Annotated in this window: 19 protein-coding genes, 1 tRNA gene and 1 pseudogene; 11 read left to right on the forward strand and 10 right to left on the reverse strand. The window is 65.8% G+C overall.

The annotated features are described in order from the left end of the window. The first annotated feature begins 8 nt into the window (after positions 1–8). Positions 9–1,121, forward strand: a complete 1,113-nt coding sequence (gene tgt, locus ACE3O8_RS01410; RefSeq protein WP_374386003.1) for a tRNA guanosine(34) transglycosylase Tgt — start codon at positions 9–11, stop codon at positions 1,119–1,121. Here tgt and ACE3O8_RS01415 read toward each other — a convergent pair. Then, a complete protein-coding gene (locus tag ACE3O8_RS01415) occupies positions 1,102–2,481 on the reverse strand; it encodes a cytochrome P450 (protein ID WP_374386005.1) in 1,380 nt (459 codons plus the stop codon). The two genes, tgt and ACE3O8_RS01415, sit on opposite strands and share 20 nt — an antisense overlap. Before the next feature lie 138 nt (positions 2,482–2,619). Between ACE3O8_RS01415 and ACE3O8_RS01420 the strand changes: the two genes are divergently transcribed. Then, complete coding sequence (locus ACE3O8_RS01420) at positions 2,620–3,111, forward strand: DUF4188 domain-containing protein (RefSeq protein WP_374386007.1); 492 nt, start codon at positions 2,620–2,622, stop codon at positions 3,109–3,111. Positions 3,112–3,118: 7 nt separating this feature from the next. On the opposite strand, the gene ACE3O8_RS01425 is transcribed toward ACE3O8_RS01420, so the two are convergent. The 5 genes from ACE3O8_RS01425 to glmU form a co-directional block, all read right to left on the reverse strand. After that, positions 3,119–4,492, reverse strand: a complete 1,374-nt coding sequence (locus ACE3O8_RS01425) for a class II 3-deoxy-7-phosphoheptulonate synthase (RefSeq protein ID WP_374386009.1) — start codon at positions 4,490–4,492, stop codon at positions 3,119–3,121. Then, entirely contained in the window at positions 4,489–5,829 is a 1,341-nt protein-coding gene (gene gorA, locus ACE3O8_RS01430; protein WP_374386011.1) for a glutathione-disulfide reductase, read from the reverse strand. Before gorA ends, ACE3O8_RS01425 begins: the two co-directional genes overlap by 4 nt. A gap of 78 nt (positions 5,830–5,907) precedes the next feature. Then, positions 5,908–6,549, reverse strand: coding sequence for a glutathione S-transferase family protein (locus ACE3O8_RS01435; protein ID WP_374386013.1), 642 nt, complete (start codon positions 6,547–6,549; stop codon positions 5,908–5,910). A 5-nt stretch (positions 6,550–6,554) separates the two neighbouring features. Then, positions 6,555–8,378, reverse strand: coding sequence for a glutamine--fructose-6-phosphate transaminase (isomerizing) (glmS, locus tag ACE3O8_RS01440; RefSeq protein ID WP_374386015.1), 1,824 nt, complete (start codon positions 8,376–8,378; stop codon positions 6,555–6,557). A gap of 3 nt (positions 8,379–8,381) precedes the next feature. Continuing rightward, positions 8,382–9,737 (reverse strand): bifunctional UDP-N-acetylglucosamine diphosphorylase/glucosamine-1-phosphate N-acetyltransferase GlmU, encoded by a 1,356-nt coding sequence (glmU, locus tag ACE3O8_RS01445; protein WP_374386017.1) that lies wholly within the window; start codon positions 9,735–9,737, stop codon positions 8,382–8,384. An 85-nt stretch (positions 9,738–9,822) separates the two neighbouring features. Here glmU and ACE3O8_RS01450 point away from each other — a divergent pair, with 85 nt between their 5' ends. From ACE3O8_RS01450 to ribA, 4 genes are all read left to right on the forward strand, one after another. After that, positions 9,823–10,515, forward strand: coding sequence for an HAD family hydrolase (locus ACE3O8_RS01450; RefSeq protein ID WP_374386019.1), 693 nt, complete (start codon positions 9,823–9,825; stop codon positions 10,513–10,515). After that, positions 10,512–11,135 (forward strand): outer membrane lipoprotein carrier protein LolA, encoded by a 624-nt coding sequence (locus ACE3O8_RS01455; protein ID WP_374386021.1) that lies wholly within the window; start codon positions 10,512–10,514, stop codon positions 11,133–11,135. The genes ACE3O8_RS01450 and ACE3O8_RS01455 overlap by 4 nt, the downstream gene beginning before the upstream one ends. A 359-nt stretch (positions 11,136–11,494) precedes the next feature. Beyond that, complete coding sequence (locus ACE3O8_RS01460) at positions 11,495–12,283, forward strand: exodeoxyribonuclease III (protein WP_374386041.1); 789 nt, start codon at positions 11,495–11,497, stop codon at positions 12,281–12,283. Next, on the forward strand, positions 12,232–13,353 hold the full coding sequence (gene ribA / locus ACE3O8_RS01465; protein WP_374386023.1) for a GTP cyclohydrolase II: 1,122 nt from the start codon (positions 12,232–12,234) through the stop codon (positions 13,351–13,353). The genes ACE3O8_RS01460 and ribA overlap by 52 nt, the downstream gene beginning before the upstream one ends. Here the strand turns inward: ribA and ACE3O8_RS01470 are convergent. Next, entirely contained in the window at positions 13,350–15,410 is a 2,061-nt protein-coding gene (locus ACE3O8_RS01470; RefSeq protein WP_374386025.1) for a patatin-like phospholipase family protein, read from the reverse strand. The genes ribA and ACE3O8_RS01470 overlap by 4 nt on opposite strands. A gap of 73 nt (positions 15,411–15,483) precedes the next feature. Between ACE3O8_RS01470 and ACE3O8_RS01475 the strand changes: the two genes are divergently transcribed. Both ACE3O8_RS01475 and ACE3O8_RS01480 read left to right on the forward strand, forming a co-directional pair. Next, positions 15,484–15,987 carry a L,D-transpeptidase gene (locus ACE3O8_RS01475; protein WP_374386027.1) on the forward strand — a complete coding sequence of 168 codons (504 nt, stop codon included), beginning with the start codon at positions 15,484–15,486 and terminating at the stop codon, positions 15,985–15,987. A 46-nt stretch (positions 15,988–16,033) separates the two neighbouring features. Continuing rightward, positions 16,034–16,110, forward strand: a tRNA-Arg gene (locus tag ACE3O8_RS01480). Between the two features lie 576 nt (positions 16,111–16,686). Here the strand turns inward: ACE3O8_RS01480 and ACE3O8_RS01485 are convergent. The 3 genes and pseudogenes from ACE3O8_RS01485 to ACE3O8_RS01495 form a co-directional block, all read right to left on the reverse strand. Beyond that, positions 16,687–17,766 (reverse strand): annotated as a pseudogene (locus tag ACE3O8_RS01485) (recombinase family protein); the annotation flags it as partial. 18 nt (positions 17,767–17,784) lie between these two features. Then, positions 17,785–18,030 (reverse strand): hypothetical protein, encoded by a 246-nt coding sequence (locus ACE3O8_RS01490; RefSeq protein ID WP_374386029.1) that lies wholly within the window; start codon positions 18,028–18,030, stop codon positions 17,785–17,787. 82 nt (positions 18,031–18,112) lie between these two features. Then, positions 18,113–18,346 (reverse strand): hypothetical protein, encoded by a 234-nt coding sequence (locus ACE3O8_RS01495; protein WP_374386031.1) that lies wholly within the window; start codon positions 18,344–18,346, stop codon positions 18,113–18,115. A 20-nt stretch (positions 18,347–18,366) separates the two neighbouring features. On the opposite strand from ACE3O8_RS01495, the gene ACE3O8_RS01500 reads away from it, so the two are divergent. Genes ACE3O8_RS01500 through ACE3O8_RS01510 form a run of 3 tightly spaced genes read left to right on the forward strand, consistent with a single transcriptional unit; the run spans position 18,367 to position 22,427 of the window. Next, positions 18,367–19,572, forward strand: coding sequence for an AAA family ATPase (locus ACE3O8_RS01500; RefSeq protein ID WP_374386033.1), 1,206 nt, complete (start codon positions 18,367–18,369; stop codon positions 19,570–19,572). Then, complete coding sequence (locus ACE3O8_RS01505) at positions 19,565–22,072, forward strand: S8 family peptidase (RefSeq protein WP_374386035.1); 2,508 nt, start codon at positions 19,565–19,567, stop codon at positions 22,070–22,072. The genes ACE3O8_RS01500 and ACE3O8_RS01505 overlap by 8 nt, the downstream gene beginning before the upstream one ends. Positions 22,073–22,112: 40 nt before the next feature. Then, positions 22,113–22,427, forward strand: coding sequence for a hypothetical protein (locus tag ACE3O8_RS01510; RefSeq protein ID WP_374386037.1), 315 nt, complete (start codon positions 22,113–22,115; stop codon positions 22,425–22,427). Positions 22,428–22,616 lie beyond the last annotated feature (189 nt).

Consider the following 22,616-nt stretch of genomic DNA (forward strand, 5'->3'; position numbering starts at 1 on the left):
CCGCAACCATGTTCGATTTCCAGCTTCACGCCACAGACGGCCGCGCCCGCACGGGCACGATCCAGACGGATCGCGGCACCATCCGCACGCCTGCCTTCATGCCGGTGGGCACCGCCGCCACCGTGAAGGGCATGCACCCCGAACAGGTGCGGGCCGCCGGCGCGGACATCATCCTGGGCAACACCTATCACCTGATGCTCCGCCCCGGGGCAGAGCGCATGGCCCGGCTGGGCGGGCTGCATCGCTTCATGAACTGGGAAAAGCCGATCCTCACAGACAGCGGCGGTTTCCAGGTGATGAGCCTCGGGAGCCTTGTGAAGATCACGGAAGAAGGCGTTTCCTTCCAGAGCCATGTCGATGGCTCGAAGCATTTCGTCTCCCCCGAACGCTCCATCGAAATCCAGCGCCTGCTGGGGTCGGATATCGTGATGGCGTTCGACGAATGCACGAAGCACCCGGCCACCCACGAACAGGCCGCAAGCTCCATGCGCCTGTCGATGCGCTGGGCGAAACGCTCGCGCGACGCGTTCGAAGCGAACCCTGCGCCTGCCCTGTTCGGCATCCAGCAGGGCAGCCTCTTTCCGGATCTGCGCCGGGAATCCGCCGAACGGCTGATCGAGATCGGCTTCGAAGGCTATGCGATCGGCGGCCTTGCGGTCGGCGAAGGCCAGCAGGCGATGTTGGAAGCGCTGGATTACGCACCCGATCTGCTGCCGAACGACAAGCCGCGCTATCTGATGGGCGTCGGCAAGCCGTCGGACATCATCGGCGCGGTGCTGCGCGGGGTGGACATGTTCGATTGCGTGCTGCCCACCCGTTCGGGCCGCACCGCCCAGGCCTTCGTGATGGATGGCACGCTGAACCTCAGGAATGCCCGCCATGCGGAAGATACCGGCCCGCTCGATGCGGAGTGCCCATGCCCCACCTGCGCGCATTACAGCCGGGCCTATCTGCACCACCTGTTCAAGGCGGAAGAAATGCTGGGCCCGATGCTGCTGACGCAGCACAACATCTGGCACTATCAGCAGCTGATGCAGGGCCTGCGCGATGCGATCGCGGAAGGGCGGGTGGAGGCGCTCGCCAAGGAACGCCTCCGGCGCCTCAGCGGGGAAGCATTCTGACGGGCAGCCCGTCCTTCGGGCGCGGGATCGGCACCATCCAGAACTCGCTGGTATAGCCGTCCGGCAGCACGATCCGCCGTTCAGAGAGCAGGCGGAAGAAGAAGGCCTTGGCCTGCATGTAGGCGAAGTGCAGCCCCAGGCACATATGCGCCCCGCCGCCGAACGGCACCCAGGCATATTTGTGCCGGTTGGCCGACATCTGCGTGGTGAAGCGCAGCGGATCGAACCGCTCCGGTTCGGGCCAATGCTCTTCCATATGGTGGGTATAGAGCGGGTTGATGCCCACGCCGGAACCAGCCGGAATCCGGTAGCCCTGGAACTCGAAATCCTTGATCGCGCGGCGCGGCATCATCGGCACCGGGGGCACCAGCCGCAGGGCTTCCTTGAAGGCCATTTCCACCAGTTCCAGCTCGCCCAGCGCTTCATAGGGCAGCACGTCGCCATGCCGTGCCCGCACACCGTCCACCTCCTCGCGCAGCTTCTCCTGCCACTCGGGGTTGATGCCCAGACAATAGACGAGCGAGGTGATGGAGGATGTCAGCGTGTCGTGCGCCGCCATCATCAGGAAGTTCATATGGTCGATGATCGCCTGGTCGCCCAGCAGGTTGCCGTCCTCGTCCCGCGCGTTGCAGAACTGGGTGAAGAAATCATCGCCCTCTTTGCCGCGGCGGTTCGGGATCTCCTTCGCGAAGAAGTCGCACATATAGGCCCGCGCCTGAACCCCGCGCCGCATCTGGGTGAAGGGCAGCGGCCGCCGCACGATGGCGACAGAGGCGCGCACCATGTCGGTGAAGGCCTGGTTGATCTTTTCAGCCTCCGGCCCCCAGGGCAGTCCCAGGAAGGAGCCGGCGGCCAGATCCAGCGTCAGGTCCTTGATCGCGGGATAGAATTTGAAGCTGTCCGTCCTGCTCCACTTGCCGATCCGGCGCTCGATCCCCTCGTTCAGCCCGTTCAGATAAACCTTCATCGGCGCCGGCTTGAACGCGACCGAAAGGGTCTTGCGATCCTGCCGGTGCGGATCGAAATCCATCATCATCAGGCCGTTGGGGAACACCAGCTCCAGCACCGGATCCCAGCCCAGCTTGTTGGAAAAGATCTTGTCCTTGTTGAACAGCACCAGTTCGTTGGCGTCCGGGCCCAGCAGGGTGACGCCCCAGCCCATATAATCCTGCCGGCGAAACACCGGGCCGAATTTTTCGGCCTGCTCGGCGATCATCTTGCGTGGATCGGCAAGGAACCTGATCGTCCGCAGCGTTCTGGAACCCCCCGGCACCGGCCCCGGCACATGCTTCAGATCCTCGAAGTCGCAGGACTTCAGATCCGCAGGATAGAGGTCCTTCGGGCTCACCGGTGCGTTCATTCGTTACTCCCTCGACATGCATTTGTTCTGATTTTTGCGGAGCGGATATACGCAATCCGGGCCGCCGCTGCAACGCCGACGGCACGCGGCTTGACAGCAACGGCCAATGAAACATGCTCCCGCCGGGAGGAATTCGGGATGAGCATCCGTTTCGGTCGCCACACGGTCGCGCTTCAGGCCCCATGCGTGCTGTTCCTGATCGGCATGCGCGTCAATCGCTGGCGGGCCATGCGGGAATGGGTGCCGGTCGCGAAGTCGATGGGGCCGATGATCGCGGAGCTGTCGGCTGATCCGGATTCAGGTTTTCTCGCCGCCGAAACCTGGGTGGGCTGGCGACGGATTCTCGTGCAGCAATACTGGCGCTCCACCGACGATCTGATCCGCTATGCGGGCGATGCCGGCCAGCTCCACCGCCCGGCATGGACAGCCTTCATGCGCAATGTCGGGATCGCGGATGGCGCCAGCGTCGGCATCTTCCACGAAACCATCGAGCTTCGCCCCGGACAGGTGGAATGCATCTATGGCAACATGCCGGCATTCGGGCTGGGCAGGGCGCTGGGCACGACACCCGCGACCGGCCACCGGAAGACGGCGGCCGATCGCCTGCTGGCGGATCAGCCGCCCGCCTGAGCCGGCGTCAGGCGGCCTTCGCCGTGCCCTTGCGGACGGCAGCCAGCTCCTCGGCCAGCAGGAAGGCCAGCTCCAGCGCCTGAGAGGCGTTGAGGCGCGGATCGCAATGCGTGTGATACCGGTCCGCCAGCGCTTCGTCGGTGACGGCAACGGCGCCGCCGGTGCATTCCGTGACGTTCTGGCCGGTCATCTCGATATGGATGCCGCCCATATAGCTGCCCTCGGCGCGATGAACCGCGAACACCTGCCGCACTTCTGCCAGGATGCGATCGAAGGGGCGCGTCTTGTAGCCGGAGCCGGCCTTCACCGTATTGCCGTGCATCGGATCGCACGACCAGATCACGTGCCGCCCTTCGCGCTGCACGGCCCGCACCAGCGCGGGCAGATGCGCGTCCACCTTGTCTGCGCCGAACCGGCTGATCAGCGTCAGCCGCCCGGCCTCGTTCGCCGGGTTCAGCGTGTCGATCAGGCGCAGCAGCTCGTCCGGTTTCATGGATGGCCCGCACTTCAGGCCGATTGGGTTGATCACGCCGCGCAGGAACTCGATGTGGGCAGATCCCTCGAACCGGGTGCGATCCCCGATCCACAACATGTGGGCGGATGTGTCCACCCAGCTGCCGGTCAGGCTGTCCTGACGCGTCATCGCCTCTTCATAGCCCAGCAGCAGCGCTTCATGGCTGGTGTAGAATTCGGTGCCCTTCAGCTGCGGCACGGTGTCCGGCGAGATTCCGCAGGCTTCCATGAAGGCCAGCGCCTCGCCGATCCGGCTCGCCACCTCGGCATAGCGCTCCGCCCAGGGGGAACGGGCCACGAAATCCAGGTTCCACTTGTTCACCTGGTGCAGATTGGCATAGCCGCCCGTCGCGAAGGCGCGCAGCAGGTTCAGGGTCGCGGCGGCCTGCATATAGGCGCGCTTCTGCCGTTCGGGGTCGGGCACGCGCGCCGCTTCCTCGAAGGCGATGTCGTTCACGATATCCCCCCGGTAGGAGGGCAGGGTGATCCCGCCGGCCTCTTCCACGTCAGAGGACCGCGGCTTGGCGAACTGGCCGGCCATCCGGCCCACCTTCACCACCGGCATGTGGCTGGCGAACGTCAGCGTCACGGCCATCTGCAGCAGCACGCGGAAGGTGTCGCGGATGTTGTTCGGATGGAATTCCGCAAAGCTCTCGGCGCAATCCCCGCCCTGCAGCAGGAAAGCGCGACCGGCCACCACATCGGCCAGCCGATCCTTCAGCTGGCGCGTTTCGCCGGCGAACACCAGCGGCGGAAAGCTCCGCATTTCGGCTTCCACGGCGGCCGCCTTCGCGGCATCCGGCCACAATGGCATGTGCCGGCCTTCGGCCTTGCGCCAGCTTTCCGGCGTCCACTTCGCTTTCGTCATCGCATCAACACCAGTTCTTCAGCCATGGAAGGATGCAGCGCGACCGTTTCGTCCAGCTGCGTCTTCGTCAGGCCCGCCTTAACGGCAATCGCCAGCGCCTGCAAAATTTCCGGCGAGTCGGGCCCGATCATGTGCGCCCCGACCAGCCGGTCCGTGGTGCCGTCCACCACCAGCTTGTAAAGGCAACGCTCATTCCGGCCCGCAAGAACGTTCTTCATGGACCTGAAATCACTCGTATAAATGCGAACGTCCCCAAGCCTGTTGCGGGCATCTGCCTCGGTCAATCCCACGCTGGCCAGCGGCGGATGGCTGAACACGGCGGACGGCACGCAATCATGATCCACGCGCCAGCGACGGCTGCCGAACAGCCGGTCCGCCAGGGCATGGCCTTCGCGGATGGCGATGGGCGTCAGCTGCAGCCGGTCCGTCACGTCGCCGACAGCGTGCAGCCAGGGCAGCGCGCTCCGGCTGTCGGCGTCCACCGGAATCGCCCCGTTCGGCTTCAGCGAAAGGCCCAGCGCCTCCAGCCCCAGCCCTTCGCTGTTGGGCACCCGTCCGATGGCCCAGATCAGCAGGTCGGTTTCCAGCACCCGGCCGTTCTCGCAGGTCATCGCGATGCTGCCGTCGTCCCGGCGCTCCAACTTTGCCGGCACCGTGTTGAAGCGGAACTGGATGCCCTTTTCGGTCGAGATCGCCAGCAGCCGGTCCGCCAGCGAACGATCCCAGCCGCGCAGCAGCGTGTCCGATCGCACCACCAGCGTCACGTCCACGCCCAGTTCGTGCAGGATTCCGGCGAATTCGTTCGCAATATAGCCGGCGCCCACGATGATCGCCCGCCTGGGCAGGGCGGGCAGGTGAAACACCTCGTTCGAGGTGATGCCAAGATCCGCGCCCGGGATCGCCGGCACCATCGGCCGCGCACCCGTCGCCACCAGCACATGGCGGGCCGTCACCTCGCGGCCGTCCACCGCCACCCGGTTCGGGCCGGTCAGGGTCGCCCGCCCACGGATCGTCTCCACCTTGTGGCTGTCCAGCGTGGACTGATAGGCGCGCTCCAGCCGGTCCACGTCGGCCAGCACATTATCACGCAGCGTCGGCCAGTCGAACCGCTTGCCCTCGATCTCCCAGCCATAGCGGCGGGCGTCTTCCAGATCCTCGGCAAAATGGGCGCCGATCACCAGCAGCTTCTTGGGCACGCAGCCGCGGATCACGCAGGTGCCGCCCACGCGGAATTCCTCCGCGACGGCCACCTTCGCGCCATGCCCGGCCGCGATCCGCGACGAGCGGACCCCGCCAGAGCCCGCACCGATCACGAAATAATCATAGTCGAAGTCCATGACGCCCCCTTAGGCCTCTGCCCGGCCCTGCGCCAACAAAGCCTGCTTCTCACTCTGATAGATCGGCCCGCGCGAAGATCAGCCCCGGCCGGATCGCGCCGGAGGAGAGAAGGGCTGGGAAACCGCCCGGAAGGCAGGCAGCGCTTCGCACCGGGCCGCAAGCGCCTCCAGATGGGGGTGCCGCCCGTTTGGGATCAGGCCCGGATGCGCTTCCTGCGTGAAGCGCCAGGCGCAGGCCATGGCGATATCGGCATGGCCGATCGCGCCGCCGGCCCAGAAGGGGCCGGGCCGTGCGGCCCAATCCGCCTCCAGCCTGTCCAGCGTGTCCAGGATCTGCGCGATGCAGCGCTGTTCCCACAGGTCAGACGTCACCTCGTGCAAGGCGCGCTCATAGAACAGGCTGACGGCCTTTTCCGCCATGCCGCAGGCCAGCGCAGCCGCCCGCTGGGCTTCCCATCTCGGCCGCCCGGCAACCGGAAACAGCGCCCGCTCCCGGCCCGCCATGTCGTCCAGCACGTCCAGGATCGCCATGCTGTCGGTCAAGGCCAGCCCGTCGTCCAGCACCAGCGTCGGCACCCGGCGCAGGGGATTGTGCCGGGCGATCTCGTCCGCGTTGCGGAACACCGATGGGCCTTCCTGCCGGAATGGCATCCCATAAAGGGTCAGCGCGATCCCCACCCGCCTCACGAAAGGGGAATCATACTGCCCGATCAGCAACATAGCCGTCACTCAACCGTCACGGATTTGGCAAGGTTCCGGGGCTGGTCCACGTCTGTCCCTTTCAGCACCGCCACATGATAGGCCAGCAGCTGGATCGGCACGGCATAGACCAGCGGCGCAATCAGGGGATGCACCTGCGGCATTTCCAGCGTCGCCATGCAGCCGTCGCCGGCGGCGGCAATTCCGGCGGCATCGGAAATCAGGATCACCTTGCCGCCGCGCGCCATCACCTCCTGCATGTTGGAGACGGTCTTTTCGAAAAGCGGCCCCGAAGGCGCCAGCACGATCACCGGCACATTTTCGTCGATCAGCGCGATCGGGCCATGCTTCATCTCGCCTGCCGCATAGCCTTCGGCGTGGATGTAGCTGATCTCCTTCAGCTTCAGCGCCCCCTCCAGCGCCATGGCGAAATCCGTGCCGCGCCCCAGGTACAGAACGTCGCGGGCCTTCGCCACCAGCGGCGCGATGGCCAGCACCGCTTCGTCATGGTTCAGCGCCGCGTTCATCGCGGCCGGCGCTTCGGCCAGGTGCGTCACGATCTCGCGCTCGGCCTCCGCGCTCAGCTTGCCGCGCACACGGGCCAGGTTGGCGGCCAGCGCCGCCAGCACCGCCAGCTGGCAGGTGAAGGCCTTGGTGGAGGCCACGCCGATCTCGGTTCCGGCGTGGGTGGGCAGCAGCAGGTCGGCCTCGCGCGCCATGCTGCTGGTGGGCACGTTCACCACGGCCGCAATCTTCTGCCCCTCGGCCCGGGCGTGCCTCAGCGCCGCCAGCGTGTCCGCCGTTTCGCCGGACTGGCTGATGAACAGCGCCAGCCCGCCCGCCTCCAGAACCGGCTCGCGGTAGCGGAACTCGGAGGCGAAATCGATTTCCACCGGGATCCGCGCGAACTGCTCCAGCCAATAGCTCGCCACCATGCCCGCGTAATAGCTCGTCCCGCAGGCCACGATCTGCACGCGGGATACGCCGGAAAAATCGAAATCCGGGATCGGCAGCGCCACCTGCCCCTGCAGCGGCTTCAGATAGGATTGCAGCGTCTGGGCCACCACCAGCGGCTGCTCGTGGATCTCCTTCTGCATGAAGTGCCGGTAATTGCCCTTTTCCGTGATCGTGGCGGAAACGCCCGACTTGACGACCGGGCGGGAAACCGGCCGGTTCATCCGGTCGAAGATCTCCACCGATCCGCGCCGCACGATTACCCAGTCGCCTTCCTCCAGATAGGCGATGCGCTGCGTCAGCCCGGCCAGCGCCAGCGCATCCGAGCCGAGGTAGTTTTCACCCTCGCCGAAGCCCACCGTCAGCGGCGCGCCCAGCCGCGCGCCGACCAGCAGGTCCGGGTCGGCCCGGAACAGCAGCGCCAGCGCAAAGGCCCCATGCAGACGCGGCAGCACGGCGGCGACCGCCTCCTGCGGCGATTTCCCGCCTTCCAGTTCCCGCGCGACCAGGTGGCCCACGACTTCGGTGTCCGTTTCCGACAGGAATACCCGGCCTTCGGCCAGAAGTTCATCCCGCAGCGGCTTGAAATTCTCGATGATTCCGTTGTGAACAACGGCCACGTCGCCCACGATGTGGGGATGGGCGTTGTCCTCCGTCGGGGCGCCGTGCGTGGCCCAGCGCGTGTGCGCGATGCCGATGCTGCCCGGCAAGGGGTCTTCGGCCAGCTTGGCCGACAGGTTCTTCAGCTTGCCTTCCGCCCGGCGGCGCGCAAATTCGCCGTCCACAAGGGTGCAGATGCCGGCGGAATCATAGCCGCGATATTCCAGCCGCTTCAGCCCGTCGAGCAGGTCACCCGCGACCGGCCCTTGCCCCAGGATTCCAACGATTCCACACATGCGCTACTTGCCTTTCCGGGCAAGGGCGGCGGCACGGAAGCGCGCGGCCCAGCCTGTTTTCGAAACCTGCGGCGCGCGGCCCAGCGCCAGCGCATCCGCCGCCACATCCTGCGTGACAACGCTGCCGGCGGCCACGATCGCCCCGTCGCCGATGGTCACCGGCGCGACAAGCGCCGAATTCGATCCGATGAAGGCGCCTTCGCCGATCGCGGTGGGATATTTGCCGAACCCGTCGTAATTGCAGGTGATCGTGCCTGCGCCGATATTGGCCTTCGCCCCGATCGTCGCGTCGCCCAAATAGGTCAGGTGGTTCGCCTTTGCGCCCGGCCCCAGCACCGCCTTCTTGGTTTCCACGAAATTGCCGATCTTCGCGTCCTCGCCCAGCACGGTGCCCGGCCGCAACCGCGCGTAAGGCCCCACTTCGCAGCCGCCGGCCACATCAGCCCCTTCCAGATGGCTGAAGGCGCGGATGGTCACGCCGTCGCCCAGTGTCACGCCGGGTCCGAACACCACATTCGGTTCCACCAGGCTGTCCCGCCCGATCCTGGTGTCAAAGCTCAGGAACACGGTTTCGGGGGCAATCATCGTCACGCCGCCGGCCATCAGCTCGGTGCGGCGCAGGGATTGGAACAGCGCTTCGGCCTCGGCCAGTTCACCCCGGCTGTTCACGCCCAGAACCTCGTCGGTGCCGGCTTCCAGCACCCGGCAGACGTCGCCATCGGCATTCGCCAGCATCACGATGTCAGGCAGATAATATTCGCCCGCGGCATTGTCGTTCCCCACACGCTTCAGCAGCGCGAACAGCCGCGTGGCATCCACCGCCATCAGCCCGGCATTGCAAAGGGGCACGGCCAGTTCGCCCGGCGTGGCGTCCTTCGCCTCCACCATCTTCAGGATCCGGTCCCCGGCGTCGGCAATCACCCGGCCATAGGCCCCCGGGTTGGGCGGCCGGAACCCCAGCACGGCAATCGCGGCGCCAGCGTTCACGGCAGCAACCAGACGGGCCATCGTGTCCGCGCGCACCAGCGGCACGTCACCGAACAGGATCAGCGCGACGCCTGCAAACCCGGCCAGCCCATCCTCAGCCTGCAGCACGGCATGCCCGGTGCCCAACTGCGGGTCCTGCACGGCCAGCTGCACATCACTGCCCGACAGCGCGGCCTGCAGCTGATCAGCCTTGTCGCCCACCACTACGACGCGGCGCTGGGGATTGAGCTCGTCCAGGCTCGCCAACAGGTGCATCAGCATCGGCCGCCCGCCGATCGGGTGCAGAACCTTGTGGGTATCTGATTTCATGCGTGTGCCCTTGCCGGCAGCAAGGATGATCGCGGCGACGGGCCGGTCGGAAACGGATGCCATGGCCAGCGCCCTGCCACAGCCCGCCGCCCAAGAAAAGCGCCCCGCCGGCTTTGCCGCAGGCGGTTGCGCGGCTAGGGCAGGGCGCATGCAGGCAGATACCATCATCTTCGATCTCGACGGCACGCTGGTAGACAGCGCCGGCGACCTGACCGCCAGCCTCAACCATGCCCTGTCCGTGCTGGGCCGTCCGGCCATCGATCCGGCCTCGGTGCGGGCCATGGTGGGGCATGGCGCGCGCAAGCTCCTGGAACGGGGCCTCGCCGCCACGGGGGGAATGACGCCCGATCTGGTGGAGGCCGGGGTCCGCCCATTTCTCGATTATTATGGCGCCAACATCGCCGCCCACACCCGCCCGTTCGAAGGCGTGGAGGATACGCTGGCACTGCTGGCAGGGCAGGGCCTGCGCCTCGCCGTCTGCACCAACAAGCCCGTCGCGCTGGCGGAGCAGCTGGTTGCGGAACTGGGCTGGGCCAGCCGGTTCGATGCCCTGCTGGGGGCCGATTCCCGCCCCTTTCGCAAGCCCGATCCCCGCCACCTGACGGACACGCTGGAAGCGGCCGGCGGCCGCCGCGCCATCTTCGTGGGTGACAGCCGGACAGACGCCGAAACCGCGCTCGCCGCGCGCGTGCCGCTCGTGCTCGTTTCGTTCGGCTATTCGACGGAGCCTGTCGAAAGCCTCGGCGCGGACCATGTGATCGGGCACTTCCCCGATCTGCTTCCGGCGGTGGGCCATATTCAACGGCAGTTCACGGCCAGCACGGCAGCAGACGGGGCATGACACTGCGAACCTTGGCCCTTACGGCCCTTCTGATCGCCGCCCCGGCACAAGCCGCCACCTCTCTGGCAGAGGTGCAGAAGGCGCTCGCCGCCACGCAGACGCTGCAGGCCGATTTCGTGCAGACGGCGGCCGATGGCCGGCAGGCGCGCGGCACGATGCTGATGAAGCGTCCGGGCCGGATCCGCTTCGATTATGGCCCGAAGGCCAGCACGCTGGTCGTGGCCGATGGTTCGCGCCTCAGCTTCGTCGATTACAAGGTCTCGCAGGTCTCCCAATGGCCGGTCCGGCAGACCCCGCTTGGCGTGCTGCTCGATCCTGATGCCGATCTGGCAAGGGTCGCGCGGGTGGTGCCGGATGCCGACAATCCGATGCCCGGAAAGATTGCGGTGCTGGCGCAGGATCCAAAGCGGCCCGATATCGGCCGCATCCTGTTTTTCCTCGCCCCGGATCCGGGCGCGCCGGGTGGGCTTCGCCTGTCGGGCTGGCGCGTGACGGATGCGCAGGGAAACCTGACAACGGTGGAACTGGGGAACATCCGGATCAACGCGCCGATCGCTGATTCGAGCTTCAGGTTCCGCGACCCGAGGCCGGTCGTCCGACCACCCGGAAAGACGGGATGACACTGTTTTCCCCCGAATCCTGGCCCATTCCGGCTTGATTTCTCCGAATCTCGTTTGACAAACCCCGGAACGGCGCGGAAAAGAGGCTCATTCAGGCTCGGGCAAGAAACCCTCTGCTAGATGCTTGAATGTCAGCAAGGCGGAACGTCGGGATTTGCCCCCTGTTGCCCGGCCTTTTTTAGCCTGCTGATTGCGTGACGAACGCATACCCGGCCCCCGCTCCATGCCCCCGGAGCGGGGGCCAATCTATTTCAGCGATGCCGCTTTCCATTTCAGCGTTGCCGCTTCGGCAAGGCCGCGAACCCGCCCCCTGCTTTTCAGGCGTGACGCGCCGCCCGCGCCTCCTCTATGGCCTTCGTATGTCTCTTCGCATCGCATCCTGGAACATCAACAGCATCCGCGCCCGGCCGCACCTGATCGAGCAGCTGGTCGCAGATCACGACATCGACATTCTCTGCCTTCAGGAAACCAAGTGCGAGGACAACAGCTTCCCGCGCGCCGCGATGGAATCGATGGGCTTCCGCCATTTCAACCTCGCGGGCCAGCGGATGCACCATGGCGTCGCCATCCTGTCAAAGCAGCCGCTGGAACCCGTCCACCGCTTTGACTGGCAGGCGAACGGCGAAGCGCGCCATATCGCGGTTCGGCTGCCGTCCGGGGTGGTGCTGCACAATGTCTATGTGCCGGCGGGCGGCGACGTTCCCGATCGCGCGCTCAATCCGAAGTTCGGACAAAAGCTCGATTTCCTCGCCCGCATGACAGACTGGTCAGGCGCCTTGTCCGAACCGTCTATCATCCTGGGCGATTTCAACATCGCGCCCCACCCGGAAGATGTGTGGAATCACAAGGCGCTGCTCGATGTCGTCAGCCATACGCCCATCGAGGTGGAGGCCCTCTCCCGGTTGCAGGACAGCCATGGCTGGGTCGATCTCGGCCGGCGCTTCGTGCCTCGGCCGGAAAAGCTCTTCACCTGGTGGAGCTATCGCGCATCGGACTGGACCGAATCCAACCGCGGCCGGCGGCTCGATCATATCTGGGCCTCACCCGCTGTCGCCGGCACCGCCCGGTCGCTGAACACCGTCGTCCCCGCGCGCGGATGGGAACGGCCGTCGGATCATGTCCCGCTGATCGCGGAGTTCGCGCTTTGACAGATGCGGCCTCCGATCTCGCCCTCGCGCGGGCGGTGGACGACCTGCGCCGCGGCGAAATCATCCGCGTGGTAGATGGCGGCCAGTCGCTCGATCTGCTGGCCGCCGAACTGGCGACGCCGGACAGCCTCGCCCGGCTGGAATTCGCGGGGCGGGCCGATCTGCTAATCACCCCGGAACGGGCCGAAACGCTGAAGATCCTGAACCAGCGCGCCGCAGCCGGCGCGCGGGCGATCGCGATCAGCCGCATGCCCTGGCACGACCTCGTCACCAGCCTTGCAACGGCGGACCCGGTCGATGATCTGGCAACCCCCTTCAAGGGGCCGTTCCCCACCCGCGATCTCGGGCCGGACGCGACCGCCGCCGAAGCCGGGCTTGCGCTTGCGAAACGCGCCGCCTTGCTGCCCGCGCTGTTCGCGGTGCGGGCCGCCGGCCCGGCGCCCGATCGCGCCGTGGCAGACGCGGCCGCCGTGCTCGCCTGGCGCCGCGCACCCCGCCTCCGGATCGCCAGCCGCGCCCGACTGCCGCTGGAAGGCGCGGAAGACACCACCGTCGTGGCCTTCCGTCCGACAGACGGCGGGCCCGAGCATCTGGCCCTGCTGATCGGCAATCCACGGGATCTGCCGCTTGTCCGCCTTCATTCCGCCTGCCTCACGGGCGATGTGCTGGGCAGCCTGAAATGCGATTGCGGCCCGCAGCTGCGCGCCGCCGTCGCCCGCATCGCGGAAAGCGGCGGCATCCTGCTCTATCTCCAGCAGGAAGGTAGGGGGATCGGCCTTCTCAACAAGCTGCGCGCCTATCAGTTGCAGGATCAGGGCTTCGACACGGTGGATGCCAACCTCCGCCTCGGCTTCGGAGAGGATGAGCGCGATTTCGATCTGGCGGCCGCGATGCTGCACATGCTGGGCGTCGGCCGCATCCGGCTGCTGTCGAACAATCCGGCCAAGTCCGAATCGCTGATGTCCCAAGGCATCGACGTGGCGGAACTGCTGCCCCACAGCTTCGGCGAAAACCCCCACAACAGCCGCTATCTGGAAACCAAGCGGGATCGGCAGGGCCACAGGCTTTAACCCATCGGGTTGAAAAGTCCGTGCTTTTCCAGGGCGTTCCGCAAGCCGTTGGCCGAAGGCGCGCCCAGCTTGTTGCCGATAGCCCGCCGCACGATCGCCCGCACGAAGCGGGGCAGTTTCGGCGCAAGGCTCCTCAGCGCCACATCTGCCAGCGCCTCGGCCCGGCCCTCGATCAGATGCACCAGCGAATCCGGGTTGAACCGGTTGTCCACAGCGCCCGGCCAGGTGGGCGACGTTTCCACCAGCGCCTCGCGGACAAAGGATTTGCGCCGATCCTCCTCCTCGTGCGCGCGCCGGCTGTCCGACAGCCGCATCGGGCGGATGCCGGATGCGCGCAGCGACGGCACGATCAGCCGCTCGCCCTCCTTGGCCGTGCCGGGCTCGGCCGTCAGCGTCAGGTTCTGCGCCTTCACCTCATCGGGCTGCGCGTCCCACCACTCCTTGTTGAACAGCCCGTTTTCCATCGGCAGGGCGAAATAGTTGCGCAGGAAATTCTCCGCGTTCCGCCGCCCCAGCAGGAAATCATGGTGCCGGTATCCGATTGACAGAAAGCCTGAAAACCCGCCCATGGCGCCGCTGGCGATCGCCGCCTGCCCCAGTGCCGTGCCGCCCTTGCTGCCATCGGCCTTCAACCTTGCCCTCAGGGGGGAGAGCATGAAGCGGCTGTACAGTTCCGCGTCCGCCGCGAGCGCCAGATCATTGGCATCATAGCGCGCCTGGTTGATCCAGGCCCGCAGCAGCTTGGCGGCCGCCGCCACCACGTTCAGCGGCGCGCGGGCCGGCGTTTCCAGCCCGGCGGGTTCCTCCTTCTCGTCGGCGGGGAAGGGGTCGATGATCACCATCGCCTTGCGCGCCGTTTCCCCTTTGCCGTCCAGCTCGCCCAGCGGCCCGGTCAGGATGCCGCGCGCATATTGGAAAGGCTGGTTGTTCATCGTCCCGCCGTCCGCCGTGTCGAACCGGTGGTCGATGGTGCCATCCACGGTGGAAAAACCGGCGCACAGCGTCGCGGGCTGCGCCCACAGGCCGGCATCCGAAACCTCGGTGTCGCCGCGCAGACGCAGGTCGAAGCGATAGTCGTCGGCGGACTTGCGCAGCTCGATCGGCGCAAAGGCGACAGGGAAGGCCCCGCTCGCCAGCGCCGCATCGGCCAGCGCCACCCAGCCGGCGGCCTTGGGGTTCAGCCCGCTGTCGCTCGTCGGCAGCCCTTCCACCACGTCGAACCCGCCCGGCCGCGTCGTGTGCGGATCGGGCGCCGTCACGGCATGCACCAAGAAGCGCTTCACATCTGCGTGGCGGATGGTGGCAAAGCGCGCGCCTTCCAGCCCCTCGAAGCGATAGCGGAAGGGAACGCCGTTCAGATTGGCGATGCTCAGCGCCACGGGCAGCGGGTCCGCCACATAGCGGCGCAGCTTCGGAAACGCCCGCCCGTCCACCGGGCCCTGCCGCGCAGCCAGCACCGAATCCGCCGCCGCCCGAACCACGCCGCTGTTCAGAAGGGAGCGCAGGTCCATGAAGGTCGAATCCGGCGGGACATCGCCCGTTTCCAGCATTCCCCGGATATCCAGCCGGTTCACCCACAGATCATAGAAGGGATTGTCGTCGCGCAGGGCGTCGGGCCCGGCCAGATTGCTCTCGGTCGCGCGCACCGGCAGGAATCGCCGCTGCGCCGCAACCGCGATCAGCGCGGTGCAGACGCTGCCGGCAGAGGCGCCTGCCACCACCCGGATTCGCAGGGCGTGCGGCGGCACGCGCCACTTCCCGAAATCCGCGCCATGGTCCCAGGCGTCGGCCTCCTTCGCGGCCTCCCAGTCGTCCAGCACCTCCCACAGATAGTCCAGCACGCCGGCTGTATAGGCCCCGGCCGAAACCGCGCCCGCCAGCACCAGCCCGATCTCGAAGCAGGGCAGGGCGACCGTGCCGCCATCGCGGGTCGGATAGATGGCAGGGTCCGGCTCTGCCGCGGCGACCGGCGCGCCAAAGCGGGGCAGGTCTGTCGGATACCCGTCGCTTCCGGGCTCGGAAAGATTCACGAACCGGCTCAGATGTTCGCTGCTCATGCCAGCATCCCCCAGTGATCCGCCCCGCAGGAACAGTTGCAGCAGCCGCGATTGCCGCGCAAGGGAAACACCCATGTCCCTTGTCGTCGATACCGCAACCGGCACGCTGGAGGCGTTTGGCCAGTCCTTCCGCGTGGCCATCGGCAGGGGGGGCGCGGTCCCGTCCGCGAAAAAGCGCGAAGGCGATGGCGCGACCCCGCTCGGCCAATGGGGGATCGAGGGGCTGCTGATCCGCCCGGATCGAATGCCGGCGCCGCAAACGCCGCTGCCCTGGCGCTGGCTGCGCCCGTGGGACGGCTGGTGCGATGCATCAGACGACTCCGCCTACAATCAGCCGGTCAGCCACCCCAGCCCGGCCTCGGCAGAACGACTCTGGCGGGCGGATCACGCCTATGATCTGATCCTGATCCTCTCCCACAACCGCCATCCCGTCGTGCCGGGGGCCGGCAGCGCCATCTTCTGGCATGTCGCCCAGCCCGATTGGCGGCCGACGGAAGGCTGCGTCGCGATGGACCGCGACGCGCTCTGGTCGCTGTTGCCCGATCTTCACCCAGGAATGCGAATGCTGATCCGCTGAACCTTGACTTTCCCGCACCGCCGTCGCATCAGCCGCGTCCGCGCAGGCACCCGTAGCTCAGCTGGATAGAGCGTTGCCCTCCGAAGGCAAAGGCCACACGTTCGAATCGTGTCGGGTGCGCCATTTCGGTTCAAAGGCACGAACGCCTAGCACCGCCGCCTCTACGCCAGAGGCGGCGGTGAGGGTGCGCAGCAGTTCGCTCCGTAGTCCACGGATACGAACCTCTTTCCGGCTCACGACTTCCACGCGCTGCGCGACCGCCCGCACCTGATCGCGGGCAAACGTCCCATCTCCGTTGCGTAGCTTCTTGCGGAGGGCGGCCGCGAACGCGCGGAGGCTCTCCGGCGTGATCGCCGGTCCGATCTTCACGATATGCGACATCGCGCGTTCGGCATCGCCCTTGGCCTGTTCGCGAGTTGCGGTCAGCTCGGCGATGCGATCTTTTAGCGACGGGTCGCTCACGTCGATGACACCGTTCTCGATCGCGTCATAGAGACGCTTGAGCTTCGCTTCCGCCTCGGTCGCACGCCGCTCAAGGTCGGCGACATGCTGGCGGCGCTGGTTCACCCACTCATCGCGGCGTTCGAGGATCTGATCCATCAGAGCTTCGAGCCGCGCCGGGTCGAGCAGCCGCGCTTCGAGATGATCGACCACGGCCTCATTGAGCCGGCCCATCGGCACTGTGATCCCGGGACAGCCCGTCGCACCCTGCCGCGCCTTCGTCGAGCAGGTGTAGTAGCGATATTCCCGCCCGACGCTGCTGGTCCCCGTGCGCAGCGTCATCGCGCCGCCGCAGCACGCGCAGAAGCAGATTCCGGTGAGCAACGTCGGGCCGCCCACCGCCATCGGCGCCATCATCTTCGGACTGCGCGCCTTGAGCGAGCGCTGGACCGCCTCGAACTCCGCTTCCGAGACGATCGCCGGCACTTGCATGACGGCGTGCTCGCTCTCCGGCTTCGGTGTCCTCGTCTTGTGATCGCGCGTGTTGAAGCGGTGCTGGCCGATATAGGTCGTCCGCGTCAGCACCATGTGCACCGCGCCCAAACCCCACCGCCCGCCGTCGCGGGTGCGGATGTTGTTCTCGTTGAGCCAGGTCGCGATCGACTTTAGGCCCATCGGGCCGCGGTTATCGATGCCGTTCAGCGCCATGCGATAGATGCGCCGCACCGTCTCCGTCTGGATCGGGTCGATTTCCAGCTTCTTCTTGATCTTCGCGCCGCGTTCCCCGGCTGCGACCACCCGGTAGCCGATCGGCGCCCGCGCCCCGTTCCAGAAGCCTTGCCGGGCATTTTCCTTCATCGCGCGCAACGTATGCTTGCCGTTCTCTTTCGACTGATACTCATCGAACAGCGTCATGATCTGGCGCATCATCACGCTCATGGGATCGTCGCCCAAATCCTGGGTGATGGAGATCAGCCGCACACCGTTCTTTGCCAACTTGCGGACATAGAATTCGAACTGGAACTGGTCGCGAAAGAACCGCGAGAAGCTGTGGACGAGAATGACGTTGAATGTCGGCGGCTTGACCATCGCCGCGTCGATCATGGCCTGAAACGCCGGGCGACGGTCGTCCGTTGCGGTGTTGCCCGGCTCAACGAACTCGGCAGCGACTTCCCAGCCGCGCGAGAGGCAATAGCCTTCGATCTGACGGCGCTGGTCGGGGATCGACAAATCGCTATCGGCCTGACGGCCGGTCGAGACGCGCAGGTAGAGAGCGGCGCGCGCGGTCGCCACGACCGGCGCCTCATCCTTGTTTTGTCGTAGGGCGGCGCTGGTCATGACGCTTCACTCCTCACTTCACGGCAGCGGTCCGAACAGCTTGTCCAGCTCTTGCCGCATATGTCCTTCGACCGCGCGCAGCTCGGCGTCGCCGATCGGAACCTGTTCCGGCCAGTCATCGGTGACGATGATCGGCCCGTCATCCTCGCGTGACCGGCGCGAAGCCCGGCGCGGTGCGACGCGGTTGGTATAGTCATGCAGGTCATCCGGGCATTCGGCCCAGCGACGAGGCGTGCGGCGGCGGAGCTTGCGAGGAAGGGCCATAGCGGCAGGCTGCCGCGCAAAATCCTCGGGCGCAAAGCCTCTAATCGAGGGTAGCGCAGAGAAGGGTGTGCGGCGGCGGGGGTCATGCTTTGCCCCACGGATCGACCGCCGTGATCCCGCCATCGACGAATCGCGGACGTTGCGAGTCGCCAGCCGCGCGCCGCACGATCATCCGGTGTTCTGCCGGTGCCATATCTACACCTCCTCGCAACAGTCGCTCGGCACCACGCACCGAAACGCCGTATATTTGCACCATACACCTATTGATCTGCAACGCAAAGCCATATAGATGCATCATATCGGCGCGGTCGTGCAATGCGCCAATGGGAAACGCTTATGGACCATTTCTCGATCATCCAAGCCCTCTGTCGCGCGGCAATGGCCGACGCTTCACCCGCCCTGCGTAAGCAGGTCGAGCGACTTCGCGACGCGCTGACTAAGGATGGGGAATCAAAGCAGTCCGCCGCTCTGACCAGCATCCTCACGACCGCCGATCGGACGAAGGAGCTTTCGCCGAGCCGGATCGAGCGCTCCAAAGCGCAGCTCTCCGGGGAGTCGCTGACACGGAACACGCCCGTTCCTGTCGATCGGGAGACCGCCGCACCATTGGCGGAGATTCTCTTCCCGGCGGACATTCAACCGACCGCGCCGCTCTTCAACACGACCGTCAGTCACGCCATCGAGACCATTATCGAAGAATGGGCTAACTTCGACGCACTGTCGGAAATCGACATTCGGCCTTCCAAGACCTGTCTTATTTACGGTGCTCCGGGGACGGGAAAGACCAGGCTTGCGCTTTGGATCGCGCAACAGCTCGATCTTCCCGTCGTGCTGGTGAAGCTGGACGGGCTCGTATCGTCGTTCCTCGGCACGACCGCGCGCAATATCGGAAACCTGTTCGCCTTCGCGAACCGTCACCGCTGCATCCTTCTGCTCGACGAGTTCGATGCGATCGCGAAAGTTCGGGACGATCCGCAGGAAGTTGGCGAGATCAAGCGCGTCGTGAACGCGCTTCTCCAGAATCTCGATACGCGCCGCGATGTCGGCTTCACGATCGGCATCACCAATCACCCGAAACTCTTGGACACGGCCGTCTGGCGGCGTTTCGAGGTTCAGCTTGAGATCCCCAAGCCCGACTTCGAGATGCGAAAGGCGATCGCCGCGCATTTCATGCCGCCCGTAAAAGCCCCGGACATCCATTTGCGCCTGATCGCATGGTTCACCGAGGGCTCGACCGGCGCTGAGATCGAGTCTCTCGTGCGCACCTATAAGAAGGCCACCACCGTTCGGGAGGAAGACAAGCGCGGGCTACTCGATACGCTCCGCCAATTTGCCACGCTGAACGCGGCTCGGGTCCAAAGTGAACGCCGCGCGCTGCTGTTCGACGATTCCAGCAATCTGTTTCGGGCCATGCGGGATGATCCGATCCTCGGCTTCTCGATGGCCGACATCGGCGAGATTGCCGGCAAAGATAAATCGACGGTCAGCCGTCAACTCGGCCGAGCGGCCAAGTCTGGCGATGGGGAGACGCTAAATGGCTAGTCCCATCCAGATCGTCCTCAATCCTGAAAACTACGAGGAGGCGCGCGACGCTGGTGGCGGAGGCGGCCGGAAGGACTTCTTCGCTCACCGCGATGCCGAGTTCACCGCCCATCGCGCCGCGCTGATGGGCCAGATCGACACGATTGCTGGCGTTCTCAGCGCCCAAGCACAGGGCGATGTCGGCTTCGTGAAGGTCATTCTTCGTCGTGAGGCTTGGGCCAAGAGCCATCGCCCGATCGCCAGCCTGTTTCGGCACGATCGCACTCCTGTTGTTGGCGGCGGAGATCTCGGGGTTATGCTCGTCGAAGCCCGACCCGGCACACTCCGCCAGGTGGCCGCGGAGATCGCAAAGGCCGAAACCCACACAGAAATGCGCTTCAACGAGCAGAAGCAGAAGGACGAACCTTATCCGTCTGCCCGAAAGAGCGAGACCGGCGCCATCGACCGGATCGAACTCTATGGGCCGAGCGATCGGCGCAGCTTCTCCGTCGATGAGGCTGTGGCGTGGCTCTCCAATCCGATGACCGGCAGCAGCTATCAGGTCGAACTGTTCGACAGCCCGCCGCCGCGCTCGGAGTGGGACCGCCTCGACCCGAGCCATCGGCGCCTTGTCGAGAGCTTCGTTGCCGGCTTCGCCGCGCTGGATCGCGGCCTCGCCGTCGAACGCTTGCCGAACCGTCGCCACAAACAGCCGATCCTCTCTGTCCGACTGGATCAGTCTGGAGATCAGCCGATTCTGCGGCTGAATGATGCCCCGGTCAGCGAACGGCGGCGCGAGCTTGCCGCATTCAATCCCGACGTGGGTCGACACGTCCGGCTGCTCGCCTTCCTTGACAGCCATCCGCTTGTGCGCCGGATCGAACTGCCTGGCATCGTCGTGCGGGCCGCAAGACCCAGCACGGCTGTCGCGCGCACGCGGCCTGCCGATGTCACTATTCCCGTCCGAGACAGCCGCCGCAGTCATCCCCGGCTCGGGATCATCGACGGCGGAATCGGGGAAGCGCTGTCAGACTGGGTCATCGATCGGTGGGACGTTCTCGCGGAGGAAGATACCGACCTTGCGCATGGGACGTTCATCGGCGGATTGGCCGCCGTGGGCGGCGCGCTTAACGGCGCGGAGATTTGCCCCGAGCCCGACGGCGCGGAGCTGGTCGACGTCGCAGTCTTCCCGAACGAACGCAAAGCCGGAGCTTTCGCGTCCTATTATCCTGATGGCTTGCCGCAATTCTTCGACGAAATGGAGACAGCCATTTCGGACGCCCGCGCTCGACATGGGGTGCGCGTTTTCAACATGAGCTTGAATATCCTTCAACCGGCGGCGCCAGATCGTTACAGTCCCCACGCAGCGCGGCTTGATCAGATCGCTGAGAGCAACAACGCCATCGTTTTCATTTCGGCCGGCAACATACAGCCGCAAGACCTTCGCCCCGAATGGCCTGCCGACGCCACGGCCGCGCTCGCCAACCTCGCCACCGCACGCAACGATGGCCTTCTTACGCCGGCCGAGAGCGCGCGCAATGTCGCTGTCGCAGCTCTAAACCCGCCAGGCCATGACGGGTGCCTACCGTTCGCGCCGACGCGCTACAGCCGGCGTGGTCCCGGACTGCGCGCTGGCGTCAAGCCTGACTTGGCGCATATCGGAGGCGCGGGTTCCCAGCACCCCGAACTCGGCCACGGGCTTTTCTCGATCCTGCCCGACGGCACCATCGTCGATGGCTGCGGAACTAGCTATGCCGCGCCGCTGGCCGCGAAGACCGCCGCTGTCCTGGATCACGCCATTGAGGGCGAGGTCTCGCGTGAAACCCTGATCGGCCTGCTTGTTCATCATGCCGAAATGCCGACCCCTTTGCAGGTCAAGGCGCTCGCGCCAATCGCCAAGCATATGGTGGGCTTCGGAATGCCGCCTTCGGCCGATCGCATCCTGGAAACGGGTGACCACACAATTACTCTCGTCTTCGCGTCGCGCATCCAACGGGACCAGCAAATCAACTTCCGTTTCCAGTGGCCGGCGTCACTGGTCGGTCCCGGAGGCAAGTGCCGTGGCCGCGCGAAGATTACGCTCGTCTCCACGCCCCCGCTCGACGCCCGGTTCGGATCGGAGTTCGTGCGCGTCAACATCAACGCTGTCTTGCAGCAGGAACAGGCCAACGGCGGGTGGAAGGGGCGGCTTGAGCCACTCTATCTCCCGTCACGGCGGGAGGCTCCTCCGATCGAGGCGGAGCGCATCGAGCACGATCTCAAGTGGAGCCCGGTGAAGGTCTTGGCAAAAACCTTCCCGCAGGGCGTGGGTCCATCCTCGAACTGGCGTCTCTTCGTCGAATATCTGACGCGGGCGGGCGAGATCATGCCCGAAGAAGGCGTGCCGTTTACGGTGATCGTGACCATCAGTGATCCCGACGCCGAACAGCCGGTGTTCAACGATATGCGTCAAAACCTTCAGGCCCTCGGCACCCAGATCGCTGACATCCGAACCGCAGCACGCATCACGCCGCGCGTGTAGTCGGTCAGACTCGCTTGCGGAGGCACTACAGGAGATTATGATGGCAAAGTCAGTGACGCTCAGCACCGGGAGGACGTTCCCGACCGTCACTGCCGCAAAGGAGCATTTCGCGGAAATCCTCAACGGCCAGGAGCTGAAGCAGGCTTTCTCCGGCAACGAGTTCGCAGATATTCAGGCCGCCTATGTCGCCTATTGCGCCAAGACCGACTGGCCGCTGCCGTCAGCGCCGGCTTCGTTCTATCCCGTGCATGATCGCGGCCCCGGCTACACCACGCGATGTTTCGGCGTGACGTTCGAAGACGGCACGACGGGAAACTTTTCGATGGATAAGGCACTTCGGGCGATCGCGGCGTAGGGCGGTTCCGTCCTCTTCTTCGGCTTTCAGACCATTGCGTTTCTGAACTCGGTCTCGATTTCTGGACCTGCTGCCGACGGGAATTTGGCGCCTCCCTGCGGGACCGCCGCTCTATCTCCGCTGCGCTCCGACCGAACCCCTGACGGGTTTCGGCCCTGCCGGGTGACGATCAGCATGGCGGGGCGGCGC

Origin of the sequence: Sandaracinobacter sp., from assembly GCF_041909755.1 — a bacterium.
Lineage (GTDB): Bacteria > Pseudomonadota > Alphaproteobacteria > Sphingomonadales > Sphingomonadaceae > Sandaracinobacteroides.